The sequence below is a fragment of the Shewanella glacialipiscicola genome (genome assembly GCF_023283485.1).
In the GTDB taxonomy this organism is placed as follows: Bacteria; Pseudomonadota; Gammaproteobacteria; order Enterobacterales; family Shewanellaceae; genus Shewanella; species Shewanella glacialipiscicola.
Genome location: NZ_JAKILU010000008.1, coordinates 12,227 through 35,916 on the forward strand (window position 1 = coordinate 12,227; position 23,690 = coordinate 35,916).

The following is a 23,690-nucleotide window of genomic DNA, read 5'->3' on the forward strand; positions in this document are numbered from 1 at the left end:
TATAGGACAAGGCCATAATGCCAGATTAAGCCAGCTCCCCGTTAATCAGTGGCACAAATTTAACCGTTTCGATAATTTCAGAGCTAAAGCGATCTGCTGTTCGGGTAATCCGCATCAATTGCTGGGTATCTTCCCCGACTGGTAAAACTAACACACCGCCCTCAGTGAGTTGTGACAATAACGCCTCGGGGATTGTCGCCGCTGCCGCTGTCACCATAATGGCATCAAACGGACTGCGATTAGACCAACCTAACCAACCATTGCCGTATTTGAATGATACATTATGTAAGTCTAAGCGCTTTAAACGCTGCCTAGCTTGAATTTGTAAGCTTTTTATCCGCTCAATGGTACACAGTTGTGGGACTAACTGCGCTAACACTGCCGCCTGATAGCCCGATCCCGTGCCGACCTCTAACACACGCTGCGGCATTTTATGCAGCAGCAACTCCGTCATACGAGCCACAATATAAGGCTGGGAGATAGTTTGCCCTTGCCCAATTGGCAAAGCGGTATTTTCATAGGCTTTGTGGGCTAAAGCATTATCGAGAAACATTTCCCGTGGTGTACACGATATTGCCTTTAACACGGCTTGATTGCGGATGCCCGCTTCATGAAGCTTTTTAGCTAAATTCACTGCCGATGTTAAGGCAACTCGAGTCATATTTTATCTACCCAATTTTGTAATGCCGATATTTGTCCATAAGCGGTCAAATCTACCGTCAAAGGTGTTATAGAAACATAACCATTAGCGATGGCATGAAAATCAGTACCTTCACTCGCGTCCTGCTCTTGCCCCGGAGGTCCAAGCCAAAATATCTCTCTTCCTGCAGGATCTTGGGTGCGTACAACGCCCTCGGCCTTATCTCGAGCGCCAAGGCGAGTGACCCTTATGCCTTTGATTTGCTCAAGTGGTAAATCAGGTACGTTGACATTTAAAATCTGGTCTTTCGCCAAAGGATGAGCGAGCAATCCTTGCACTATCCGCCGTGCATATACAGCCGCAGTTTGATAATGCTCAAACTTTCGGCCATCAAGCGAAATGGCAACGGCAGGAAAACCTAAAAAACGCCCTTCCATTGCCGCGGCAACCGTACCTGAATACAAGGTATCATCGCCCATATTGGCGCCAGCATTGATGCCTGAAACCACCATATCGGGCTCGCCATCATACAATTCTCGAATCGCTAAATGAACGCAATCGGTCGGTGTACCGTGGACTGAAATATAACCACTATCTAACCTATTAATTCTTAATGGATTAGTCAAGGTTAATGAGTTACTTGCCCCCGAACAATTACGATCAGGCCCCACAGTCAATACTGTGGCAATTTCAGCCATTGCCTCGGATAACGCTTTGATACCCGGCGCATGAATTCCATCATCATTACTTACAAGGATACGGATCATGATGCAGCTTCAGTGCTAGATGATGCTTCAGTGTTAGGTGCTATCGTATTAGTCGCTATGTCAACACTCGTAGCCTCAGATGCAGGCTCTTGCACCAGTGTCGCTTGCCATTGCTGCTCTTTCACATCTTGATAATTAACTAATTCTCTCAATAACGATGTCGCGAAACTGCCAGCAGGCAACACAAACTCTAGTATTAAGCCCTCTGCTGTTTGCTCATACTTAAGCGCTTGCGGCTCAAGGAGCAATGGACGACGCTCCTGCTCTAATCCTGCATGTTCAAGACCATAACAATCTTCAGCTAACTCAGTCAAAGCCAAAGTTTCTACCGCAGCGGCTTCGCCTTGAGGCAACATCATGCCGCGACCCCACAATGGTGCTGATAGTTGAATATCTTTTTCAATCAGACGTTTCAGCACGACCAAATCCCATTCAGGCGTCACGAAAAAGCTTTTACTACCCGCTAACATCACACAATCACCCGCGAGAGGCTTAGTGCCATGGTTGGCTAAACGGTATGACACAACGGTATTAAATAAATTTGAGCGTACGGCAGACAAATACATGCTGCGCTTATTTCTATCTTTAACTTTTTTACCCGCCATCATTTGGCGACCAAAGACTAAGTTTTTACCATCGTGACCAAAACGCTGCTCACCAAAATAATTGGGTACTCCAATCTGAGCGACTTTTTCGATACGACTAATAATGTCTTCAACGTGGGTGACATTTCGTAGCGTTAAAATAAAGCGGTTGCCCAGCAAAGCACCAATACGTAGTTTTTTACTGTGGCGGCTGCTTGATAAAATGGTCAAACGCTCGTTATTAAGATCGTTCCAAAGCGGTGTTTCTTTACCCGGTATACGCACACCAAACCATTGTTCCGTGATGGCATTTTTATCTTTTTGCCCAGCGTAAGTGACTTCTTTTGGATGCACTTTAGCGAACTTAGCGATCATCTCAGCCACTTGTACTGTATTAAAACCCTCTTTACGTACATGCAGCATATGATGTTCACCTTCACCCGTTGGGCTAAAAGGTAAAATCTCTTTCACGATAAAATCGCTATTTTGGGTTCTTAGATCTGCTGTACCTAAAGGCTTGCCATACAGATAATGTAATTCGCTCATGGGACTCTTTTACTCTCAAGTTAATCGTGTTTACGGACCATCAGTACTACAGCTTCCACTGCAATACCTTCTTTACGTCCGGTAAATCCTAGCAGTTCAGTTGTGGTCGCCTTAACGTTAATGTCGTCAAGTTGCGCGGTTAAATCGGCGGCCAATATCTGGCGCATAGCCTCAATGTGCGGCGCCATTTTAGGAGCTTGAGCTATGATGGTGACATCGAGATTACCCAGTTCAAACCCTTTAGCTTGGGCTAAAGCATAGCAATGACGTAGCAATACACGGCTATCAGCCCCTTTATAGGCAGCATCTGTGTCAGGAAAATGTTTACCTATGTCACCCAGCGCCAATGCACCTAAAATTGCATCAGAAATAGCATGTAGCACTACATCGCCATCAGAATGTGCCATTAGGCCAGTTTCATAGGGGACTTCAACACCACAGAGAATGAGGGGTTGCGCCGCGCCAAACTTATGAACATCGAAACCATGACCAATACGGATCTTCATTTATTGTTCCTAATTTATTGTTTAGTTTTGATTACTGCGACGTTAATGCGCGCATTAAAAACAGCTCAGCCAATCCCAAGTCATCAGGGTGCGTCACTTTAATATTGTCGGCACGGCCAGAAACGAGTCCAGGTGATATCCCCGCCCATTCCATTGCCGAAGCCTCATCAGTCACGACCACCCCTGCTGCTATCGCCGCATTGAGGCACCCTTTTAATTGCTGCGCCTTGAACAACTGCGGCGTCAGTGCATGCCATAAATTATCACGGCAAACCGTGCTACCTATCTCGCCCTGTTGATTTGCACGCTTCATGGTGTCTCGTACTGGCATGGCTAAAATTGCGCCTTGGGGGAATTGCACTCGAGATGCGAGTAACTTATCGATATCACTCACAGTTAAACACGGTCTTGCCGCGTCATGTACTAAAGCCCAACTGTTTTGCGGTGCAAGCTGCAAGGCTGCCAACACAGAATCGGCGCGCTCGCCACCGCCTAATACTTTGGTTAATTTAGGGTGTACGGCCTGTGGCAGAGAATCGAAAATATTATCATCGGAGTGTAAAGCAACAATCACTTGGGAAATTTGTGAGTGGAAAAGTAGTCTATCTAGGGTATGAGCAAGAATACTTTGGCCACATACTTCAAGGTATTGTTTAGGTCTATCCGCGCCCATACGGCTGCCAATACCGGCAGCGGGTACTATCGCTACCACAGCATGCTCAGATTGACGTACAAGATCAGCTGATGTGGGTAATCCATGATCGAGACATTCTAACGCTGTCATCCTAACTCCACATTACTGAGATGGATTAGATACTGAGCGATCACCACCCACGACGCGATAAAAGGTTTCACCTTCTTTCACCATACCGAGTTCGTTGCGCGCACGTTCTTCAATGGCTTCAGAGCCACTTTTCAAGTCGATAATTTCTTCCTTAAGCACTTGGTTACGCTCATTGAGTTTGGCATTCCCCTCTTGCTGAGCGGCAATTTGCTTTTGCAGGACGAAATATTCGGGCAAGCTATTATCTCCCGACCAAAGTCGAAATTGCAGTAAAGCGAGTAGCACTATGAGTGTAATGACAAAAAATTTCATGGCGGAATTAACGTCAGTATCTTAGATTTAAAAAATATATCGCAGATAGTACAACAAAAAAGGCCACCAAGTGGTGGCCTTTTTAAATCAAACGTTAAATTACGCCTGACCTTTGATCTCTTTCAAACCACGGTATGGGGCTTTTTCACCTAATTGCTCTTCGATACGCAGCAATTGGTTGTACTTAGCCACGCGATCAGAACGACACAGTGAACCGGTTTTGATTTGGCCTGCAGCAGTACCTACGGCTAAATCAGCAATGGTTGAATCTTCAGTTTCACCACTACGGTGTGAAATCACTGCCGTGTAACCCGCTTCTTTCGCCATGCGAATAGCGGCTAAGGTTTCTGTCAGTGAACCGATTTGGTTAAACTTGATAAGGATTGAGTTAGCAATACCGTTTTCAATACCACGGGTTAAGATTTTAGTGTTAGTAACGAATAAATCGTCGCCTACTAATTGGATCTTATCGCCCATGATTTGAGTTTGATAAGCCCAACCATCCCAATCTGATTCATCTAAACCATCTTCAATCGATACGATTGGGTATTGATCGGCCAATGATTTTAAGAAATCAGAGAAACCGTGCGAATCAAACACTTTGCCTTCGCCCGCTAAATTGTATTTGCCGTCTTTGTAGAATTCAGATGCTGCGCAATCAAGCGCTAACGTCACATCCGTTCCTAACTTGTAACCGGCCAGCTCAACCGCTTCTTTGATAATCGCTAACGCATCAGCGTTTGACGCTAAGTTAGGTGCAAAACCACCTTCGTCACCCACAGAAGTGCTCAGGCCTTTGTCGTGTAACACTTTTTTCAGCGTATGGAAAATTTCAGCGCCCATGCGCAGTGCTTCACGGAAGCTTTTTGCGCCAACAGGTTGCACCATGAACTCTTGGATATCAACGTTGTTATCGGCGTGCTCGCCACCATTTAAGATGTTCATCATAGGTACAGGCATTGAATACTGGCCTGGTGTACCGTTTAATTCTGCGATGTGGGCATATAAAGGAATACCTTTAAATGCTGCAGCCGCTTTTGCCGCCGCTAAAGACACAGCTAGAATCGCGTTTGCGCCTAACTTATCTTTGTTTTCTGTACCATCTAAGTCGATCATGATTTGATCAAGCTCGGCTTGAGCTGTCGAATCTTTACCCAGTAATGCCGCGCGGATTGGACCATTTACGTTAGCAACGGCGGTTAATACGCCTTTACCTAAATAACGGCCTTTATCGCCATCACGTAATTCTAACGCTTCGCGGCTACCGGTTGATGCGCCAGAAGGCGCAGCGGCCATACCTACAAAGCCGCCTTCTAAATGCACTTCAGCTTCAACAGTTGGGTTACCACGAGAATCCATAATCTCGCGACCAATCACATTAATAATCTTAGCCATAACACCCTCGATTTAAGTTTAAAAATAAAAGAAAAATTAATACCTATAGGAATAAATCTCCCACATAGCACTGAATCATCAACATACTATTTGTAACTTACTTTCAATACTGATGACGTTGATACACAGAGTTATACCCAGAGGTATTAAGTTTTATCGTTAACGAGCAGATGAGTGTAGCAAAAGGCCGGCCCCACTGTCGCGGGTCCGGCCTCAAATATTCTTATTTTAAATCACGTTTTTGATGCACACTTGCCGCAGCAATAAACCCTTCGAACAATGGATGACCATCGCGCGGAGTTGAGGTGAACTCAGGGTGGAATTGACCCGCAACAAACCATGGATGATCTTTTAATTCGATCATTTCCACCAGTTTACGATCAGAAGACAAGCCACTGAAAATCATGCCAGCTTGCTCTAAACGTTCTCTATATTTGTTGTTCACTTCATAACGGTGACGATGACGTTCTACACAGCTATTGCTTTTATAGGCTTGCGCGGCTTTAGAACCATCAAGTAAATGACACAACTGAGCGCCTAAACGCATAGTACCACCTAAGTCAGACGTCTCATGACGTTGTTCTAGGTTACCTTCTTCGTCAATCCATTCAGTAATCAAACCGACCACAGGGAATGGTGTTTCTTTATTAAATTCAGTTGAATGTGCATCGGCCATGCCAGCAACATTACGCGCAAATTCAATTAGAGCCACTTGCATACCTAAACAAATACCAAAATAAGGTAACTTGTTTTCACGGGCAAATTTTGCCGCAAGTATCTTACCTTCAACACCACGCTCACCGAAACCGCCTGGTACTAAGATACCGTCTAAGCCTTGTAAAACTTCATCGCCTTTGGCTTCTACGGTTTGTGAATCAATGTACTTAATCGTCACAGACACACGGTTTTTAAGGCCCGCATGTTTTAATGCTTCGTTGACTGACTTATAGGCATCTGGCAGTTCAATGTATTTACCCACCATACCAATTACGACTTCGCCGTTTGGATTAGCTTCTTGATAAATCACATTTTCCCACTCAGACAAGTCGGCTTCACGGCATTCTAAACCGAAACGCTTAACCACTAAATCATCTAAACCTTGTGAACGTAACAAGGCTGGGATTTTATAAATACTATCAACATCTTTTAATGAAATAACCGCACGTTCTTCAACGTTACAGAATAGCGAAATCTTGGCTTTTTCATTAGCAGGTACCGCTCGGTCGCCACGACAAACTAACACGTCTGGGGCAATACCGATTGAACGCAGTTCTTTCACAGAATGTTGCGTTGGCTTAGTTTTCACTTCGCCAGCAGCACCTAAGAAAGGCACTAAGGTTAAATGCATGAACAGAGTACGATCGCGACCCAACTCAACACCGAGCTGACGAATAGCCTCAAGGAATGGCAAGGATTCGATATCACCCACAGTGCCACCGATTTCAACGATAGCTACATCATGGCCTTCGCCACCTGCTAATACTTTTTCTTTAATCGCATTAGTGATGTGTGGGATAACCTGAATGGTTGCGCCCAAATAATCGCCACGACGTTCTTTACGCAATACTTCTTCGTAAATACGACCGGTAGTGAAGTTGTTACGACGATTCATCTTAGTACGGATGAAACGCTCGTAGTGACCCAAGTCGAGATCTGTTTCTGCACCGTCTTCAGTAACAAATACTTCGCCATGTTGGGTTGGGCTCATGGTACCCGGATCAACGTTAATGTAAGGGTCCAGTTTCATGATGGTTACATTGAGACCGCGGGCCTCTAAAATTGCCGCTAATGACGCTGCTGCAATGCCTTTACCTAGTGATGAAACCACGCCACCAGTAACGAAGATATACCTTGTAGTCATGCTGAACCTGAGAAAATGAGTTTGAAAATACGTGCTTGTAAGAAAGCACTAGGACGGGGCAGTAGTATACCAAAGACGAGGCGATTCGACAAACACCAATCGGGATAATTTGCCGTTTATCTTGGCTCGGTTGCTTTTACTTGGTCCCAATAGGTATCTAGCTCCATTAATGTATGCTCTTGCATGCTTTTACCGCTGTCACTCGCCAACTGTTCAACACCACGAAAACGGCGTTCAAATTTAAGGTTGGCTTGACGTAATGCTTGCTCTGGGTCGACCTTAAGATGACGAGCTAAATTCACCACTGCAAATAATAAGTCGCCCATTTCGGACTGCACTTTTGCTTGGTCTTGCTCGGGTTGATTGACTTCATGCAACACTTCATCGATTTCTTCGTGGATTTTAGCGACCACAGGCTCAAGCTCGGCCCAATCAAATCCGACTCGCGCCACCCTCTGCTGAATTTTGATTGAGCGCGACAGCGCAGGTTGGGTACGAGGAATATTATCTAACGCTGAAACCACAATATCAGCTTGGGTTTCACCCGCCACTTGCTGCGCCTTTTGTTCACGCTCAGTCGCTTTAATCGCCTCCCAATTGGCTTTCATCGCTTGGGCACTATCGCCAATTTGTAAATTTTTATCATCAAATACATGGGGATGACGGCGAGTGAGCTTGTCGCTGATTTTCTCTATCACAGTGGCAAAATCAAATTTGCCTTGCTCTTTACCTAGCTGACAATAGAATACGATTTGAAATAACAAATCCCCTAGCTCATCGGGTAACTCATCCCACGCTAAACGCTCTATGGTGTCAGCGACCTCATAGGCTTCCTCTAAGGTAAAAGGCACTATCGTTTGAAAGGTTTGCGCCTTATCCCACGGACAACCTGTTTGTGGGTCGCGCAATGTCTCCATAATCTTAAGCAGCGGTTCAACATCCGTTGTTGAAAGCTTGGTAGTAAAAGGTTCGGTAGTCGAAAATGAGGTTGATGGGGCAGTATGGGAAGTCATGCTGATATCCTTTAAAGATAAATACTAAAACGTGCTCATACTGAGAAAAACAACCAGAATACGCCTCAGCAGCTTTAGCTGAACACTAAAATAAAAGGGTAATGATAAGTTAGGTAACATAAAAGCGCTATTTTGATTCAAAGATCAGCTCTGAGTGACTTATTTTAACTAAAGAGTATTTACCCCATCTCGTGATGGCACTCATCTAAATAAGCAATAAACTTGCCCTATAAATTCTCATCTATGTCCTGCATACAAGTCTTTAGCGCAAGCCGTCTTAAATGATAAGATATACAGCAATATGTCAACGAAGCTACAACTCACCAAGTGCATACGTGGCAATGTCGACCTAACTCTTTACATAATGAATGCGGTTATTCAATTTATTCATTTGATTGATGTTAGGTGTATTTCTATTCTGTCGTCCTAGGTAGGACGCGCCCTGATAGTTTTTCAGCATTACTGGAGACAAAACTCATGACAAACGTGACAGTGAATGCCACGCAGTTAGCAACTAAGCCATATCAAGATGGTTTCCACATGCCCGCTGAATGGGCAGCGCAGCAAGCGGTGTGGATGATTTGGCCATATCGCCCCGACAACTGGCGCGCTGCAGGGGCTTATGCTCAGGCAACCTTTGCTAAGGTCGCCGATGCCATCGGCGCGGCGACACCTGTTTATATGGGTGTGCCCAAGGCGTTTTTGGCAGAGGCAAAAACGGTTATGCCTGCCCACGTCACTTTAGTCGAAATGAATAGCAACGATTGCTGGGCTCGCGATACCGGACCGACCATAGTGGTGAATGCCACGGGCGAATGCCGTGGTGTTGACTGGGGCTTTAATGCTTGGGGTGGTGATAACGGTGGTTTGTACTCGCCATGGGACAAGGATGAGCAAGTCGCAGAGCAGATGCTTAAGCAGCATAGTTTTGCCCGTTACAACGCGCCGTTGATCCTTGAAGGGGGATCCATTCATGTCGATGGTGAAGGCACCTGTATGACAAGTGCCGAGTGCTTACTCAACGCCAACCGAAACCCAGATCTAACCAAAGAACAGATTGAAGCATTACTGCGTGATTATTTAAATGTTAAGCAGTTTATCTGGTTGCAAGAAGGCGTGTACATGGATGAAACCGACGGGCATATTGACAATATGTGCTGTTTTGCTCGCCCTGGCGAAGTGGTTTTACACTGGACAGATGATGAAACAGATCCCCAGTATCCTCGCTCAAAAGCTGCACTCGATGTGCTGCAAAACACCGTGGATGCACAGGGTCGTAAGTTAAAAACCCATCTATTGCCACAACCGGGCCCGCTGTATTGCACAGAAGAGGAATCACAAGGCGTAACAGAAGGCACTGGCGTACCACGCACAGCGGGTGAGCGCTTAGCGGGTTCTTATGTGAACTTTTTAATCACCAATAATCGTATCGTTTTCCCGCTACTGGATCCTGCAACCGACGGTATCGCCGCCCAAAAACTGCAAGAAATTTTTCCTGAGTATGAGATTGTCGGTGTGCCTGCCCGCGAGATTTTATTAGGTGGCGGCAACATCCATTGTATTACCCAGCAGATCCCCTCTGGAAAGTAATCTCAAGGAGCACAGAATGACAATTAATGTCACTGTTGTTGCAACACCATTGGTTTTCAGCGGGAGGCAGTAAAATGTTTGAAGTAACAGAAGTTTCTATTGCCGAGCTGCGGGCGGCACTTGAATCGGGCCGCACTACAGCGGTTGAATTGGTGCAATCGTATCTTGCGCGGGTTGAGGCTTATGATGGCCCTGCGACACAGACTAAGCTCAATGCGCTGGTGGTGCGTAATCCCGATGCGTTAAAAGAAGCAGAAGCTTCCGATGCACGCCGAGCGCGTGGTGAACCACTTAGCCCACTTGATGGCATTCCTTACACCGCCAAGGATAGCTATCTGGTTAAGGGGCTGACTGCGGCCTCTGGCAGCCCTGCGTTTAAGAATTTAGTTGCCCAATACGATGCCTTTGCCGTCGAGCGCCTACGCGCTGCGGGCGCTATCTGTTTAGGTAAAACCAACATGCCACCAATGGCCAATGGCGGTATGCAGCGCGGTCATTACGGCCGCGCTGAAAGCCCATACAATGCTGAGTATCTTACTGCACCTTTTGCCTCGGGATCTTCTAACGGTGCAGGAACAGGTACCGCTGCCAGTTATTCAGCTTTCGGCCTTGCCGAAGAAACATGGTCGAGCGGGCGTGGGCCGGCATCAAACAATGGGCTGTGCGCCTATACCCCGTCACGTGGGGTGATTTCTGTGCGCGGCAACTGGCCGTTAACACCGACCATGGATGTGGTCGTGCCTTACACTCGTACTATGGCAGACATGCTCGAAGTGCTTGACGTTATCGTGGCGGATGACCCTATCACCCGTGGCGACCTCTGGCGTCTACAGCCTTGGGTCGAAATTCCTAAAGCATCAAGCGTCCGTCCAGCATCTTATCTGGAGCTTGCCGCTCAAACCGACACGCTTAAAGGTAAGCGTTTCGGTGTGCCGCGCATGTACATCAATAAGGATGAATTGGCGGGCACCAGCGAAAACTCTGGTATTGGCGGCCCGACAGGTCAGCGCATCAATACTCGATCATCAGTAATCGATCTCTGGGAAGCGGCGCGCCAAGCGCTAGAAGCTGCGGGCGCGGAAGTCATTGAAGTTGATTTTCCGCTGGTATCAAATTGCGAAGGTGACCGACCAGGTACGCCAACCGTGTTTAATCGCGGTATCGTCACGCCTGAGTTCCTCAATGATGAGCTGTGGGAACTCTCGGGCTGGGCGTTTGATGAATTCTTGCGTGCCAATAATGACCCTAAACTCAACAAGCTTGAAGATGTGGTGGGGCATTTAATTTTTCCGCACGACTTAGGCACGCTACCAAACCGTGAGGGCGATCTCGCCGCTGGTATGGATGAGTACGTCAACATGGCCAAACGAGGCCTTAAGTCCTATGACCAGATTGACAGCATACCCGATGGTCTACGCGGCTTAGAGAAAACCCGCAAGCTAGATCTCGAAGACTGGATGGATACACTCAAACTCGATGCTGTGCTGTTTCCAACCATGGCAGATATTGGCCCTGCAGATGCACACATTAATCCTGCTTCTGCTGATATTGCGTGGAGCAACGGTATTTGGGTCGCTAACGGCAACCTAGCGATTCGTCATTTAGGTGTACCAACGGTGACAGTGCCTATGGGCGTGATGGCTGATATTGGCATGCCAGTGGGTTTAACCTTCGCAGGCCGAGCCTATGATGACAACAACCTGCTTAAGTTTGCAGCTGCATTTGAAGCAACTGGTAGTAAACGCATGATCCCCGCGCGTACGCCAAAACTTGGTGAATAAGCGCTGAGGCAAAGTACTAAGCCTAAGCACTAAATGTAAGAGTTTAGAAATGAACAACGGGATTGGTATCAAGATACCAATCCCGTTTTTTTAACACCAACGTCAATATCCCTTCAACAAAGCTGGACTCATACTGCTATAAAACATGCTGCGGTAAAACATACAGCAGCACTTAACGCGTCTTATTTTAGTGCCAAGAGTTCTTTTCTGACTATCTCAGCGCCTGCACTTAAGGCATTGAGTTTACCTCTTGCGACGTGATGGGATAAAGGCGTCATGCCGCAGTTGGTACAAGGATAGAGTTTGTCGGCATCAACAAATTTAAGGGCTTTTCGCAGCGTGTCTGCAACTTCTTCTGGCGTTTCTATGGTATTGCTTGCGACATCAATCGCGCCAACCATGACTTTTTTACCGCGAATGAGCTCAAGTAGCTCCATTGGCACATGGGAGTTATGACATTCTAGCGAGATAATATCGATATTCGACTTTTGCAGTTTAGGAAAAGCCTCTTCATATTGGCGCCATTCTGAGCCTAAGGTTTTTTTCCAATCGGTATTGGCTTTGATGCCATAACCATAACAAATGTGTACCGCGGTTTCGCATTTAAGCCCTTCAATCGCTCTCTCTAAACACGCTATGCCCCAATCATTGACCTCATCAAAAAACACATTAAAAGCAGGTTCATCAAATTGAATAATATCAACACCCGCCGCTTCTAATTCTTTGGCTTCCTCATTCAGAATTTTGGCAAATTCCCACGCGAGCTTTTCGCGACTTTTATAATGGTCATCATAAAGCGTATCTATCATGGTCATGGGACCAGGTAGCGCCCATTTAATTGGTTGCGTGGTTTGCTGACGTAAAAATTTGGCATCTTCAACAAAAACAGACTTTTGGCGACTCACTGGGCCAACAACCGTGGGTACGCTCGCATCATAGCGGTCACGAATTTTTACGGTTTTACGTTTGGAAAAATCAACGCCATTGAGATGCTCAATAAAGGTAGTAACAAAATGTTGCCGCGTTTGCTCGCCATCACTAACAATATCAATACCTGCGTGCTGTTGATCTTGTAATGACAAACGCAGTGCATCGTGTTTACCGACAACTAACTCTTCACCTTGTAATTTCCAAGGCGACCAAAGTGTTTGAGGCTCTGCAAGCCATAAAGGTTTAGGCAAACTGCCAGCAGTTGAAGTCGGTAACAGTGTTTTGCTAAGTGTTTTGTTAACTGATTTAGTCATAATATTGATACCGTAAATTGGGATTAGCTTTTAACGTAATGATTGAATATAACAATCTAATCAAGCGATTAAATAGCGCCGTAAACAGAGCAGTTAAACGATGCGATTAAGCTGAGCGATTACAAATGATTAGCTGACCATTGCTCAAGTACCGTTTGGTAGGGTTTGATAAAGTGCTCCGCAGCAAATTTACCTTGCTCATTCGCTAACTGGCTACGTTCTGCTCGGTCATAAACAATTTGAGTGAGTGAATGATCTAGGTTTTTCAAATTAGGTTGGTAGCATTTTCCGGCAACAGCATTGGCATTATAAATCTCAGGACGATAGATTTTTTGAAAGGTGCCCATAGTGCTGATGGTGCTTATCAATTCAAGGTGAGTGTAATCATTGAGTAAATCACCAAAAAAATAGAAGGCTAACGGCGCCACGCTATTGGGTGGCATAAAATAGCGTACCTGCAAGCCCATTTTTTGGAAATATTGCTCAGTTAAAGAAGACTCATTGGGTTGGTATTCAACCCCTAATACGGGATGCTGATTTTCAGTTCTATGGTAGGTTTTGTTGTCCGACACACTGAGACAGATAACCGGTGGCTTATTAAAGTTCTGTTTATAAGCATCTGAATTAACAAAATACTGAAAAAGCTTGCCGTGCAGTTCACCAAAATTATCTGGGATACTAAATTTGGCTTGGCCCTTGTTATGCTCTGCCAGCAAGACACTAAAGTCATAATCACGGACATAAGAAGAAAAGTTATTGCCGACAATGCCTTCAATGCGCTTATTGGTTTTACTATCAACAATATTAGTTTTTAAAATTTCAATCGATGGGAAAGTTTGGCCACTACCATCAACATCCATATGAACGGAGATGATTTCGAGTTCGACAGTATAACGATCAGCCTTGGGGTTATCCCAATGCGCTAAGGCATTAAAACTATTATCAATCATCTTTAACGCATTACGTAAATTCGCTTGGCGATGACTACCTCTGGCCAAATTAGCAAAATTGGTGGTGATACGCGTCTTATCTGACGGATAATAATTTTCATCAAGACAAATGCTGTTAATCGTAAATGTAAAATGGTTATTCATAGTGATCCAGTATCCAATTGTCTGATTTCAAATCTGAGTTTATACCCTGCGCTTTTAGCTTCTAGACCTGATTCTGATAGACATTATTCATGTTCTGTCTGAGGTTCTGTCCTGAGATTCTCACTCAGTTGTCTCACAGTCTTTTGGGGCTATTTGCTTTTAACTTAAGCACCGATGACTTAAGTCCTAATGGCTTAGCTAGGGTGCAACTTCAAGCTTGTCTAATATTTCGCTTGGAGTCATTTATACGTGGTTCGGCACATGAACAAAAACGGTTTTATTTCACCTAGAACATGAGCCATATTCATGATCAATTAGCATGGCGTTACTGCTTAAATCATTCCTTAGAGCTTAATAGCTCCAAGAAGGCTGGCCGATTAGGCAATTTGCTGGCAAAAGAGTATACCCAGAAATGCTGGGACACATTTTTCTTGATGAGTCATTAGATGAGCAGTAATCTCATGCGAATAGCACCATCAACTTTAGCTAATATCGTTAAATTTATTAACGGCCCCTAACACTAATATCCAGCCACTCACTTCCTGCACGACTTGTTCTTATCATTCTAATAATCCGCAAGATTGCTTTTAGAAACAACCATTGATATGGTAGATTTTTAACCAACGCCACCAGCAAAAACCTAGTGAAAACTATTGCTGTTCAGCATATCTCGGAGATGGATTTTTATGGTTGTTGAGCAGCAACTGGAACGTGCGCGTCTGGAATTACTTGATATGGGTCTTCGATCCAACCCTCAGCTGAATTACCGCAGTGGTAGTAAAGCCCTCGACATTATTGATGAGCAATCTGCCAAGATATTTGAAATGCTGGTTGAGCAAGAAAACACACTCAGCTTTTTACCATTGCCAGAAGCTTATCAACAAAAAATTGCCGACAGCGAAGATGAAGGATCATTCTTTCAGACCGACGATGATTCGGAATTGCCACCTCTTGATTTATACCTCGAACAGAAAAAGGGAGCGGCCCGCTTCACCGACAAATACCTACAAACCGGATTAGTGCCCGCCAAGCTGGATAAAGCCCTGCTGAAACTGGAAACCGAAGCCCATACCATGCTGCAAGAGCAAGGTGTCGAGGTTCTGTATTTAGCACTTGGTTTTTTACAGTGGAATGAGCCAACAAACTCATCGGTTTCAAGATATGCGCCTTTAATTCTGATCCCTGTTCAACTAATGCGCTCATCAGCCAGAGATAGCTTCAAATTACGCTACACAGGCGAAGATCTGGGTTCAAACCTGACCTTAGCAGCAAAACTAAGGACTGAGTTTAAGTTAATGCTTCCCGCCTATTCTGATGAGATGGTCATCACAGATTATTATCAGGCGGTAGCTGATGCGATTACAGCGCAACCTTCATGGCGGGTGCATCAAGATAAAATTGGTTTAGGGCTGTTCTCTTTTGGCAAGTTTCAAATGTACATGGACTTGGACCCTACAGGCTGGCCGGAAGGAAAAAAACCATCACAGTTATCTTTGATTGGCCGCTTATTTCGTGATGGCTTTCCCCACGATGCAGAGATCAATCCAGCAGATCTGAATCATCCAGAAAAACTCCACTTGGTAAAAGACGCCGATTCCAGCCAGATTGAAGCAATCTTGGCGATGAAATCTGGCGCGGACCTGATCATTCAAGGGCCGCCAGGTACAGGTAAATCCCAAACTATCACCAACATTATTGCCGAAGCGGTTGCGCTGGGTAAAAAGGTGCTGTTTGTTGCACAAAAAATGGCAGCACTTGAGGTGGTGAAAAAACGCCTTGATGAAACTCATATGGGCTACGCCGTACTCGAACTACATAGTCACAAAAGTACCAAGAAATCTGTGCTTGGTTCTATTGCTGAGTCACTTGAGCAAGGTCGGCCACAAACAGCAAACCGGGAGCAAGAGTTTTCAGATTTAGCGGAATCAAAAGCCTCGCTGGATGCTTATGTGCATGCCATCCGAGCCCCTATTCTGCGTAGCGGTATCAATTACATTGAAGCGTTGGGCTCATTGCTGCAATTGAAAACAAAGGATCCCGACAACTCCTTACCAGCCCTCCCCTTTAGCTACTTCGAACAATGGACAGCTGAGGAATACAGTAATGCGAGGAAACTGGTTACGGAATTAGTACAGCACCTAGCACGCATTGGCATACCTGCAGCGCATCCATTTGCGAGGTCTGGTCGCACTGACTTTTCACCTGCATTGCAGCAGGCATTAACCTCTACCTTGGCAGAAATATGCCAGTTGCTTAGCCAACTTGATACGCAAACTCAAACCGTCAGTGTTTTTCTGCAGCTTGATAAACCACAAAGCTTGCAACAAGTCGCACCGCTGATTTCAACAACGAGCTGGCTATCCGAAGTACCGGATCTTAAAAGCATTAAAGTAAATATCCCCATATGGGCTTTAGAAAAAAAGCGGATCGATAACGGCCTGTCTTGTCTGGCCAATTTCTTATCACTCAAAGCCAGCTGCGAACAGCACTTTATCACGCAGGCGCTGGATGCCGATTTGCTGAGTATTCGCCAAGGCTTGATTTGCAAAACAGATAAATGGTGGCGCTTCCTGTCGTCCAGCTATCGCCAAGCCAAAGCACAGCTAGCAGGGCTTTGGCTTGGCGCTCTGCCCACTTCGTCTACCGACTGGCTTACTGCATTAGATACTGCTTTAACTTACCAAAGCACGAAAAAAGAGCTAACTAGCTACCACCCCCTGTTATCTGAAGCTTTTGGCCCGCAGTGGCAAGGCGAATTTTCGGAGCACAATGAATTAACGCAAATTCACAGCTGGATAAACACCTTTTATGCAAAGGTAAACCGTGTTGAATTGTCGCAGTCATTGGCTGAACTGATTGATAAAGGTGTTGATAAAAAGCTGCTGCGTGACCAGAAAAACTCACTGACTGCACTTTGTAACGCTATTGCAGTGCAAGCACAAACGCTGCAAGAGCTGATACAAATCCCCGACAGCAATCCAAACCATGATTTAGCAGCAATGCAATTTGCGCAGCTCAATACTTTGTTAGATGGCTGGAAAAACTCAGCCTTATTTTACGATTTTGCGCGCTACAACCAGATTATTAAGGCGTTTGAGCCTTATAACATTAAGGACTTCACTAAACTGGCGTACTCATGGCATGCAGCCTCAGACTTGCTAATGACGGTATTCGAACTTAGCTATTATTCTGGTCTGGTTAACAATGCCTATGACAGCTCAGAAGCAATACGGCAATTTGACCGCAATAAACATGAACAAAGCCTACGCGACTTTAAACGTATTGATGGTAACAGTTTATTTTTCGCCCAAGAGTTTTTAGTAAATAGTCTGTACGAGCGCTTGCCGAAGAAAACAGCTAAAGGTGAAATGGAATTAGTACTGCGTGAGCTAGGTAAGAAAAAACGTCATATTCCTATTAGGAAATTGCTGGCTGAAGCAGGTAACGTGATCCAGCAAGTAAAACCTATTTTTATGATGAGCCCTATGTCCATCGCCACCTACCTAAAACAAGGTGCGTTAGATTTTGACCTGGTGATTTTTGACGAAGCGAGTCAAATTCCAGCACCCGATGCCTTAGGCGCAATGCTGCGCGGGCAGCAAGTAATTGTGGTAGGTGACAGTAAGCAAATGCCACCAAGCAACCTGTTTGGTAAAGCCGTTGAACTGGAAGAGGAGGAACTGGAAAGCAGCGCCACCGCAGAAATGGAAAGTATTCTGGCATTAATGGAAGCCCGTGGTGCGGCAAGCAAAATGCTGCGCTGGCACTACCGCTCTCGCCACGATTCACTGATCGCAGTGTCCAACGACCAGTTTTATAAAAACAAGTTAGTGGCCTTTCCAAGCCCAGGCTTTCACCCCGATGCAACAGGGCTGAAGTTTCATTATTTACCTGAAACGCATTACGACAAAGGCAGCTCTCGCACTAATACTGGCGAAGTAAAAGCTGTTGTTGCAGCAGTACTGAATCACGCTTTAACTAAATCTCACCTATCGTTAGGCGTGGTTGCGTTTAGCCTTTCGCAGCGAGATGCTATCTTGCTTGAGCTGGAAAAAGAGCGACGCTTACAGCCAGAAACTGACGAATTCTTTGCGCAACATGCAGGTGGTGATGAGTTTTTTGTAAAGAACCTGGAGAACGTGCAGGGTGACGAACGCGACGTTATTTTGATCAGCATTTGTTACGGCAAAACCAGCACAGGCCAGCTGAGCCAGAATTTTGGCCTTCTGAACAAACCAGGCGGCGAACGGCGGTTAAACGTACTGATTTCACGTGCGCGATTGGCAATGGAAGTGTTTGCCAACTTCAAAGGTGATGAACTGAAAGTTGGCGCAGACAGCCCTTTTGGTGTGCGTTCACTGCAAATCTTTTTGCAGTTTGCCGAATCAGGCCAATTGAACAAAGCCTATGAAAAACAGCAGGAACAAAACTTTGCTTTTGGCGCCCTACTGCATCAGGCAATTCAACGTTTAGGGTATCAGGTAGCCACCCGAGTCGGCAGTCAAGGTTACTACATCGACTTAGCCATCAAGCATCCTGAAGACCCCAGTAAATTTGTATTGGCGCTGGAATATGACGGCGCTGGCTATTATGGAGCAACTTCGGCACGCGACCGCGAAAGGTTGCGGCAAAGTGTACTGGAAGGCCTTGGCTGGAGCTTTAAACGCATTTGGTCCACTGACTGGTTTCGAGATCCAGAGGCAGAATTACATCGCCTGAAAGTACTCATAGACAAAGCCATAACCCAACATGACGAACTGATGGTAACAATGGCAGCACAAGCCACTAGTACCAGACAAGTGAAACACAAAGTTGCTGCGCCAGAGACCATTGCAACGCCAATAATGCGGGTTGAAGAAGAACAACCAGAATTTGAAGCCTGCACTACGCCCTATAAAAAAGCTGATGTGTCTAAGCTCAATATTCCGCATGTCGATGATTTCAGCGCCATTCCTTTAAGTATGTTGGTGTATGCAGTGGAGCGTATTGTTGAAACCGAATACCCAATATTCGCCAGCCTAGTTGCTACTCGTTTAGCTAATGCTGCTGGCTTGACACGGGTTGGCGCCAAAATTAAACGCACTGTAGACCAGGCCATTACAGGCGCTGTTGCCAAAGGATTAATCCAGCTAGATAGCGATGAAGTGTTATGGCCGCATGGCCGCAGTACAGTCAAGTTAAGAAACTGGAACAGCGTCGACACCGCGACCCGTAAGCTGGAAAACGTCTGTGATGCCGAGCTCACCAACGCCTTATTGCTGACAGTACAAGACGCCCATGCCATTAGCGTGACGGATGCTGCTTCTGCAGCTCTGGGCCTATTAGGCTTTCAACGGGCAACAGCTCAGGCAGCTGAGCGAATGAGCAAGTTGGCACAGATTCAGTGTGATAAAAATGTGCTGTTTTGTGACAATGAGCGGTTGAAAATATCAATAGCCAAGCCTTCGTTGCCCTGAAAAAAGATAAAATATCAATTAGAGAAAAGTGGGAACACCCGTAACACTTTTTATTGCAAGACATCGAATGGGAATAGGCTGCCAATCAAGAAATTAACGAGATGATCGCCCCACGGACGGGGCGGTCGAGTATCCAAGGATGGACTTGAACAACATCTCTGTTTAACTGCCAGTTCGCCATCCATAGCTCTCGTTCATAAGTTCTGAAACCGTAGGTTTCTATTCACCGTGTCGGTGAGTGGATGCCATGGCGCCCCTGTATCCATGGTATAAGAACAAGCTAAGCTCTCAATAGCTGAAATGACGTACGGCCATGCCGCACAATTCCCCATAAAATAAAAAAGCGGCAGGTGAAATTCGCCCTGCCGCTTTTTTACTGTAGTGAATAATACTTAAAGCCGTCTTGCCTCTATCACGCTATCGACTTGTGTCAGTTTAGATAACACCCGCGATAAACCATCGAGGTTATAGAGCTCTAATTCTAACTCTATCGCCGCTGTCTGGTTTTTAGTGTCCGATGACGAGCTCATAGCCAATACATTGGATTTCTCAGCAGCTAGCACTGAGGTTAGGTCACGTAATAATCCGCTGCGATCGTGGGCCAATACCCGCAAACGCATGCGGTAGCCACCAGAGTAATTTTCGCCCCAAACCACTTCAACACCGCGCTCAGGGTGAACTCGCATTAACTCTTTAACTTGTTCGCAATCAGCGCGATGCACCGAAATACCACGCCCCTTGGTGATAAAACCAAAAATTTCATCACCGGGAACGGGCTGGCAGCAACGGGCAATATGGTTAAGTAAATTACCGACACCATTGACCTCTACTTGGCCTTGGCCGCGGCTGTTTGAAATAGGTTTATTTTGACTTTTCTTTACAAGCTCTTCGACGGCATCTTCTTCCGATACTTCATCAAGTCGCAATCGGCTTTGAATATGGTTAACCACTTGATGTAGACGCACATCACCGCCGCCAATGGCCGCCAGTAAGTCTTCCATACTCGCCATATTAAAGCGCTCAACGGCAATGGCGGCGTCTTTAATTTTAAGGCAAACCCGAGCTAACTCAGTTTCCAGCATTTCTTTACCAGCGATAATATTTTTATCTCTGTCTTGCTGCTTAAACCAATGCTGGATTTTCGAACGCGCTCGCGAAGTACGGATATAACCTAAATTGGGATTGAGCCAGTCACGCTTAGGGTTAGGCTGTTTCGAGGTAATGATCTCGATACGCTCGCCCGTTTCAACCTGATAGGTGAACGGCACAATACGGCCATCGACCTTTGCGCCAATACACTTATGCCCAACTTGAGAATGGATATAGTAAGCAAAATCGAGCACGGTTGAGCCCAGAGGTAAGTCAACGACCTCACCACTTGGGGTGAACACATAAACTCGGTCTTCAAACACTTGGCTGCGAATTTCTTCAACCAAGTTGCCACTTTCGACCACGTCTTCTTGCCATTGCAAAATTTTACGCAGCCAGTTAATTTTCTCTTCGTAGCCACTTTGTTTACCAGAATGATGGCCTTCTTTGTATTTCCAATGCGCCGCAACGCCCAGCTCTGCATCTTCATGCATGTCTTGGGTGCGGATTTGAATTTCAACGGTTTTACCCTCAGGCCCCACCACTACGGTGTGAATTGATTGGTAACCGTTAGGCTTAGGGTTAGCCACATAGTCATCAAATTCGCGCGGAATATGATGCCAAAGGGTATGTACAACACCTAATGCGCCATAACAATCCTGTAAGCGTTCAGTCACAATACGCACCGCGCGCACGTCAAACAGCTCGTCAAATTTAAGGTGCTTGCCCTTCATTTTTCGCCAGATACTGTAGATATGTTTTGGCCGACCATAGACCTTAGCGCGAATTTGATCTTCATCAAGGCGTTGTTGTAGCTGGCTAACAAACTTGTCGATAAATATTTCACGATCGAGTCGTTTGCCATCTAACTGCTTAGCGATATCTTTATAGGTGTCTGGATGCAAATAACGAAACGATATATCTTCCAGTTCCCACTTTAATTGACCAATACCTAAACGATTGGCCAGTGGCGCATAAATGTCGGCAATTTCGCGGGCCAGCAATACTCTTGTTTCTTCGTCGGCATTTTTTACTGCGCGTAGCAAACACACACGCTCAGCCAGTTTAATCACCACAGCGCGCACATCTTCGACCATTGCCAGTAACATGCGGCGGATATTGTCGATTTGCGGTTCGGTTGAGCGACTATTTGGATTAATTTTCAGCGCGCCAATGGCATTCATGGTCACGACACTCGCGACCAGACGAGCCAACGGCTCACCAAATTTCTCTTGAATCGCTTCTTCGGTCAATAAGCCTGCATCTAACACCACAAATAGAATCGCTGCCTGTAAGGTTTCGATATCCATATTCATCGGCGCAAGGATTTCGACCATCTCGCGGGCACGTTCGAGTAGTTCTCTCTTCGCTGCGGGGCTTTGAGCGGGCAAGGCATCAATCTGCCCAATTAAGGAGAGCAGCATCTGCGCTTCATCGGCATGACCAACATAGCGAGCCACCCAATCTTCTAATTGAAAGTCAGGATCATTAAAATGCGCTTCGCGAACAGAGACCATCTACTTTATTTCCTTATCTGTGCTCAGAGAAAGTGGGCACCACTTAAGCTCTTCTATCTTCAGCATTGGCGTGAACTTGTCAAACCTAACTGGAGTAAATATTTCGTTTTTATATTTTTCCAACGAATTACTTACCTAAATAATTCAATTTACTTGGTTAACTCAAACAGTGCCATCGCTTCAATATGATGTGTTTGCGGGAACATATCAATAAGCCCCAACTGTTGTAGTTTATAACCATGATCTAACAATACGGCACTGTCGCGGGCTAAACTTGCTGGGTTGCAAGAAACATACACCACTTTTCGCGGTTTCATTTTTTTCAGCCATTGCAAGCTTTCAAAAGCACCCGCACGGGCGGGATCGAGCAGTAATTTATCGATTTTCCCCATCCAAGGCTCAAGGGATAAATCCGCACTTAAATCACCGTGATAAAAGGTTAAGTTATCAAGATTATTGGCTTTTGCGTTGACGCGAGCCCGCGTCACCATTTCAGCAACCCCTTCGACGCCAATCACATCGCTGCCCATTTTTGCTAAGGGCAAACTGAAATTTCCCATGCCGCAAAATAAATCTAAAATGCGCTCACCCGTGGTGGGGGCTAGCCAATCCATCGCCTGAGCGACCATAGCCTTGTTTATTTGTCCGTTCACTTGCACGAAGTTACCGGGCGTAAAGCTTAAACTCACCGCATTGGACGGTGCATTTTCATCTAACAACTGATAAACCGGTAACACTAACTCAGCGCCAATACCTTGAAACTGGCCTTCATTGTCCTGCAGACAAATATGAATTTGATGTAACTCAGCAAAAGCTGACAGCTTAGCGATATCTTTATCGTTTAAAATCTTAGTCACGCGTAGCACGGCGAAATGACCATTATCGGCAGCAATCAATTCAAGATGGCCTAAGCTCGCTTTAGCTGATAATTGATTCAGCAACTTAGCAAACGGCACAATTAAATCGGATAACGGTTTAGCTAACACTGGACACTGGCTAATAGGCACCACATTGCTACTGCTAGCAGCACGGAAACCTAAACTTAAGTGCTTGGTATTTTTATCAAATAAGGTTGCAAGTCGGGCGCGGCGACGATAATGCCAGCCCTCACCCGTTAATGCAGGCGATAAAGCGCCACCTTCGGCACCGGCAAACTTAGCCATAATATCCAACAGCGCGGCTTCTTTATGCTCGCGTTGACCCGCTAATGACATATGTTGCAAGTCACAACCACCACAGGTGTGATAGTGTGGGCACTCGGGCGTTACTCGCTCAGCGCTGGCTGTATCTATGTTGATAAGCTTAGCGCGGGCATAATTTTTCTTTTGCTCAGTAAACTGAACAGTCACCACTTCATTAGGTAATGCGCCAGGGATAAACACGACTTTACCCTGATGTTGTGCGATACCAGCCCCTAAGTGATCAAGCTGATTTACGCTCAACGACAACTTAGCTGACAACTGTTTGGAACTATTGGGTTTTGCTTTAAAAAATTGCGCCATTTCGGTCTC

16 protein-coding genes are annotated in these 23,690 nt (G+C 45.7%); 3 read left to right on the forward strand and 13 right to left on the reverse strand.

Annotated features, from left to right (window positions below; all coding sequences use genetic code 11):
• Positions 1–25: 25 nt before the first annotated feature.
• The 9 genes from L2717_RS08430 to mazG all read right to left on the reverse strand — a co-directional run bounded on the left by L2717_RS08430 (position 26) and on the right by mazG (position 8,408).
• A complete protein-coding gene (locus L2717_RS08430) occupies positions 26–661 on the reverse strand; it encodes a protein-L-isoaspartate(D-aspartate) O-methyltransferase (RefSeq protein WP_220774885.1) in 636 nt (211 codons plus the stop codon).
• On the reverse strand, positions 658–1,407 hold the full coding sequence (gene surE, locus L2717_RS08435) for a 5'/3'-nucleotidase SurE (protein ID WP_220774884.1): 750 nt from the start codon (positions 1,405–1,407) through the stop codon (positions 658–660). The genes L2717_RS08430 and surE overlap by 4 nt, the downstream gene beginning before the upstream one ends.
• Positions 1,404–2,537: a tRNA pseudouridine(13) synthase TruD gene (truD, locus tag L2717_RS08440; RefSeq protein WP_220774883.1), complete on the reverse strand. Its 1,134-nt coding sequence runs from the start codon at positions 2,535–2,537 to the stop codon at positions 1,404–1,406. Before truD ends, surE begins: the two co-directional genes overlap by 4 nt.
• A 20-nt stretch (positions 2,538–2,557) precedes the next feature.
• Positions 2,558–3,043, reverse strand: a complete 486-nt coding sequence (ispF, locus tag L2717_RS08445) for a 2-C-methyl-D-erythritol 2,4-cyclodiphosphate synthase (protein WP_220774882.1) — start codon at positions 3,041–3,043, stop codon at positions 2,558–2,560.
• A 31-nt stretch (positions 3,044–3,074) separates the two neighbouring features.
• A complete protein-coding gene (ispD, locus tag L2717_RS08450) occupies positions 3,075–3,827 on the reverse strand; it encodes a 2-C-methyl-D-erythritol 4-phosphate cytidylyltransferase (RefSeq protein ID WP_220774881.1) in 753 nt (250 codons plus the stop codon).
• Between the two features lie 12 nt (positions 3,828–3,839).
• Positions 3,840–4,139 carry a cell division protein FtsB gene (gene ftsB / locus L2717_RS08455; protein WP_220774880.1) on the reverse strand — a complete coding sequence of 100 codons (300 nt, stop codon included), beginning with the start codon at positions 4,137–4,139 and terminating at the stop codon, positions 3,840–3,842.
• Between the two features lie 99 nt (positions 4,140–4,238).
• A complete protein-coding gene (eno, locus tag L2717_RS08460) occupies positions 4,239–5,534 on the reverse strand; it encodes a phosphopyruvate hydratase (protein WP_220774879.1) in 1,296 nt (431 codons plus the stop codon).
• Positions 5,535–5,757: 223 nt separating this feature from the next.
• On the reverse strand, positions 5,758–7,395 hold the full coding sequence (gene pyrG / locus L2717_RS08465; protein ID WP_107883454.1) for a CTP synthase: 1,638 nt from the start codon (positions 7,393–7,395) through the stop codon (positions 5,758–5,760).
• Positions 7,396–7,511: 116 nt separating this feature from the next.
• The gene (mazG, locus tag L2717_RS08470; RefSeq protein WP_220773496.1) at positions 7,512–8,408 is read right to left on the reverse strand and encodes a nucleoside triphosphate pyrophosphohydrolase; all 897 of its coding nucleotides are present in this window, start codon (positions 8,406–8,408) and stop codon (positions 7,512–7,514) included.
• A 477-nt stretch (positions 8,409–8,885) separates the two neighbouring features.
• Between mazG and aguA the strand changes: the two genes are divergently transcribed.
• Together aguA and L2717_RS08480 are read left to right on the forward strand one after the other, a co-directional pair.
• Positions 8,886–9,998, forward strand: coding sequence for an agmatine deiminase (gene aguA / locus L2717_RS08475; RefSeq protein WP_220773495.1), 1,113 nt, complete (start codon positions 8,886–8,888; stop codon positions 9,996–9,998).
• Between the two features lie 74 nt (positions 9,999–10,072).
• The gene (locus L2717_RS08480; protein WP_220773497.1) at positions 10,073–11,779 is read left to right on the forward strand and encodes an amidase; all 1,707 of its coding nucleotides are present in this window, start codon (positions 10,073–10,075) and stop codon (positions 11,777–11,779) included.
• 182 nt (positions 11,780–11,961) lie between these two features.
• Here the strand turns inward: L2717_RS08480 and L2717_RS08485 are convergent, their stop codons facing one another.
• Positions 11,962–13,023: a methionine synthase gene (locus L2717_RS08485; protein ID WP_220773494.1), complete on the reverse strand. Its 1,062-nt coding sequence runs from the start codon at positions 13,021–13,023 to the stop codon at positions 11,962–11,964.
• A 119-nt stretch (positions 13,024–13,142) separates the two neighbouring features.
• Positions 13,143–14,117, reverse strand: coding sequence for a DUF1852 domain-containing protein (locus L2717_RS08490; protein WP_220773493.1), 975 nt, complete (start codon positions 14,115–14,117; stop codon positions 13,143–13,145).
• 686 nt (positions 14,118–14,803) lie between these two features.
• On the opposite strand from L2717_RS08490, the gene L2717_RS08495 reads away from it, so the two are divergent.
• Positions 14,804–19,573: a DUF3320 domain-containing protein gene (locus L2717_RS08495; protein ID WP_220773492.1), complete on the forward strand. Its 4,770-nt coding sequence runs from the start codon at positions 14,804–14,806 to the stop codon at positions 19,571–19,573.
• A gap of 392 nt (positions 19,574–19,965) precedes the next feature.
• Here the strand turns inward: L2717_RS08495 and relA are convergent, their stop codons facing one another.
• Both relA and rlmD read right to left on the reverse strand, forming a co-directional pair.
• Entirely contained in the window at positions 19,966–22,179 is a 2,214-nt protein-coding gene (gene relA, locus L2717_RS08500) for a GTP diphosphokinase (protein WP_220773491.1), read from the reverse strand.
• A 149-nt stretch (positions 22,180–22,328) separates the two neighbouring features.
• Positions 22,329–23,681: a 23S rRNA (uracil(1939)-C(5))-methyltransferase RlmD gene (gene rlmD / locus L2717_RS08505; protein WP_220773490.1), complete on the reverse strand. Its 1,353-nt coding sequence runs from the start codon at positions 23,679–23,681 to the stop codon at positions 22,329–22,331.
• Positions 23,682–23,690 lie beyond the last annotated feature (9 nt).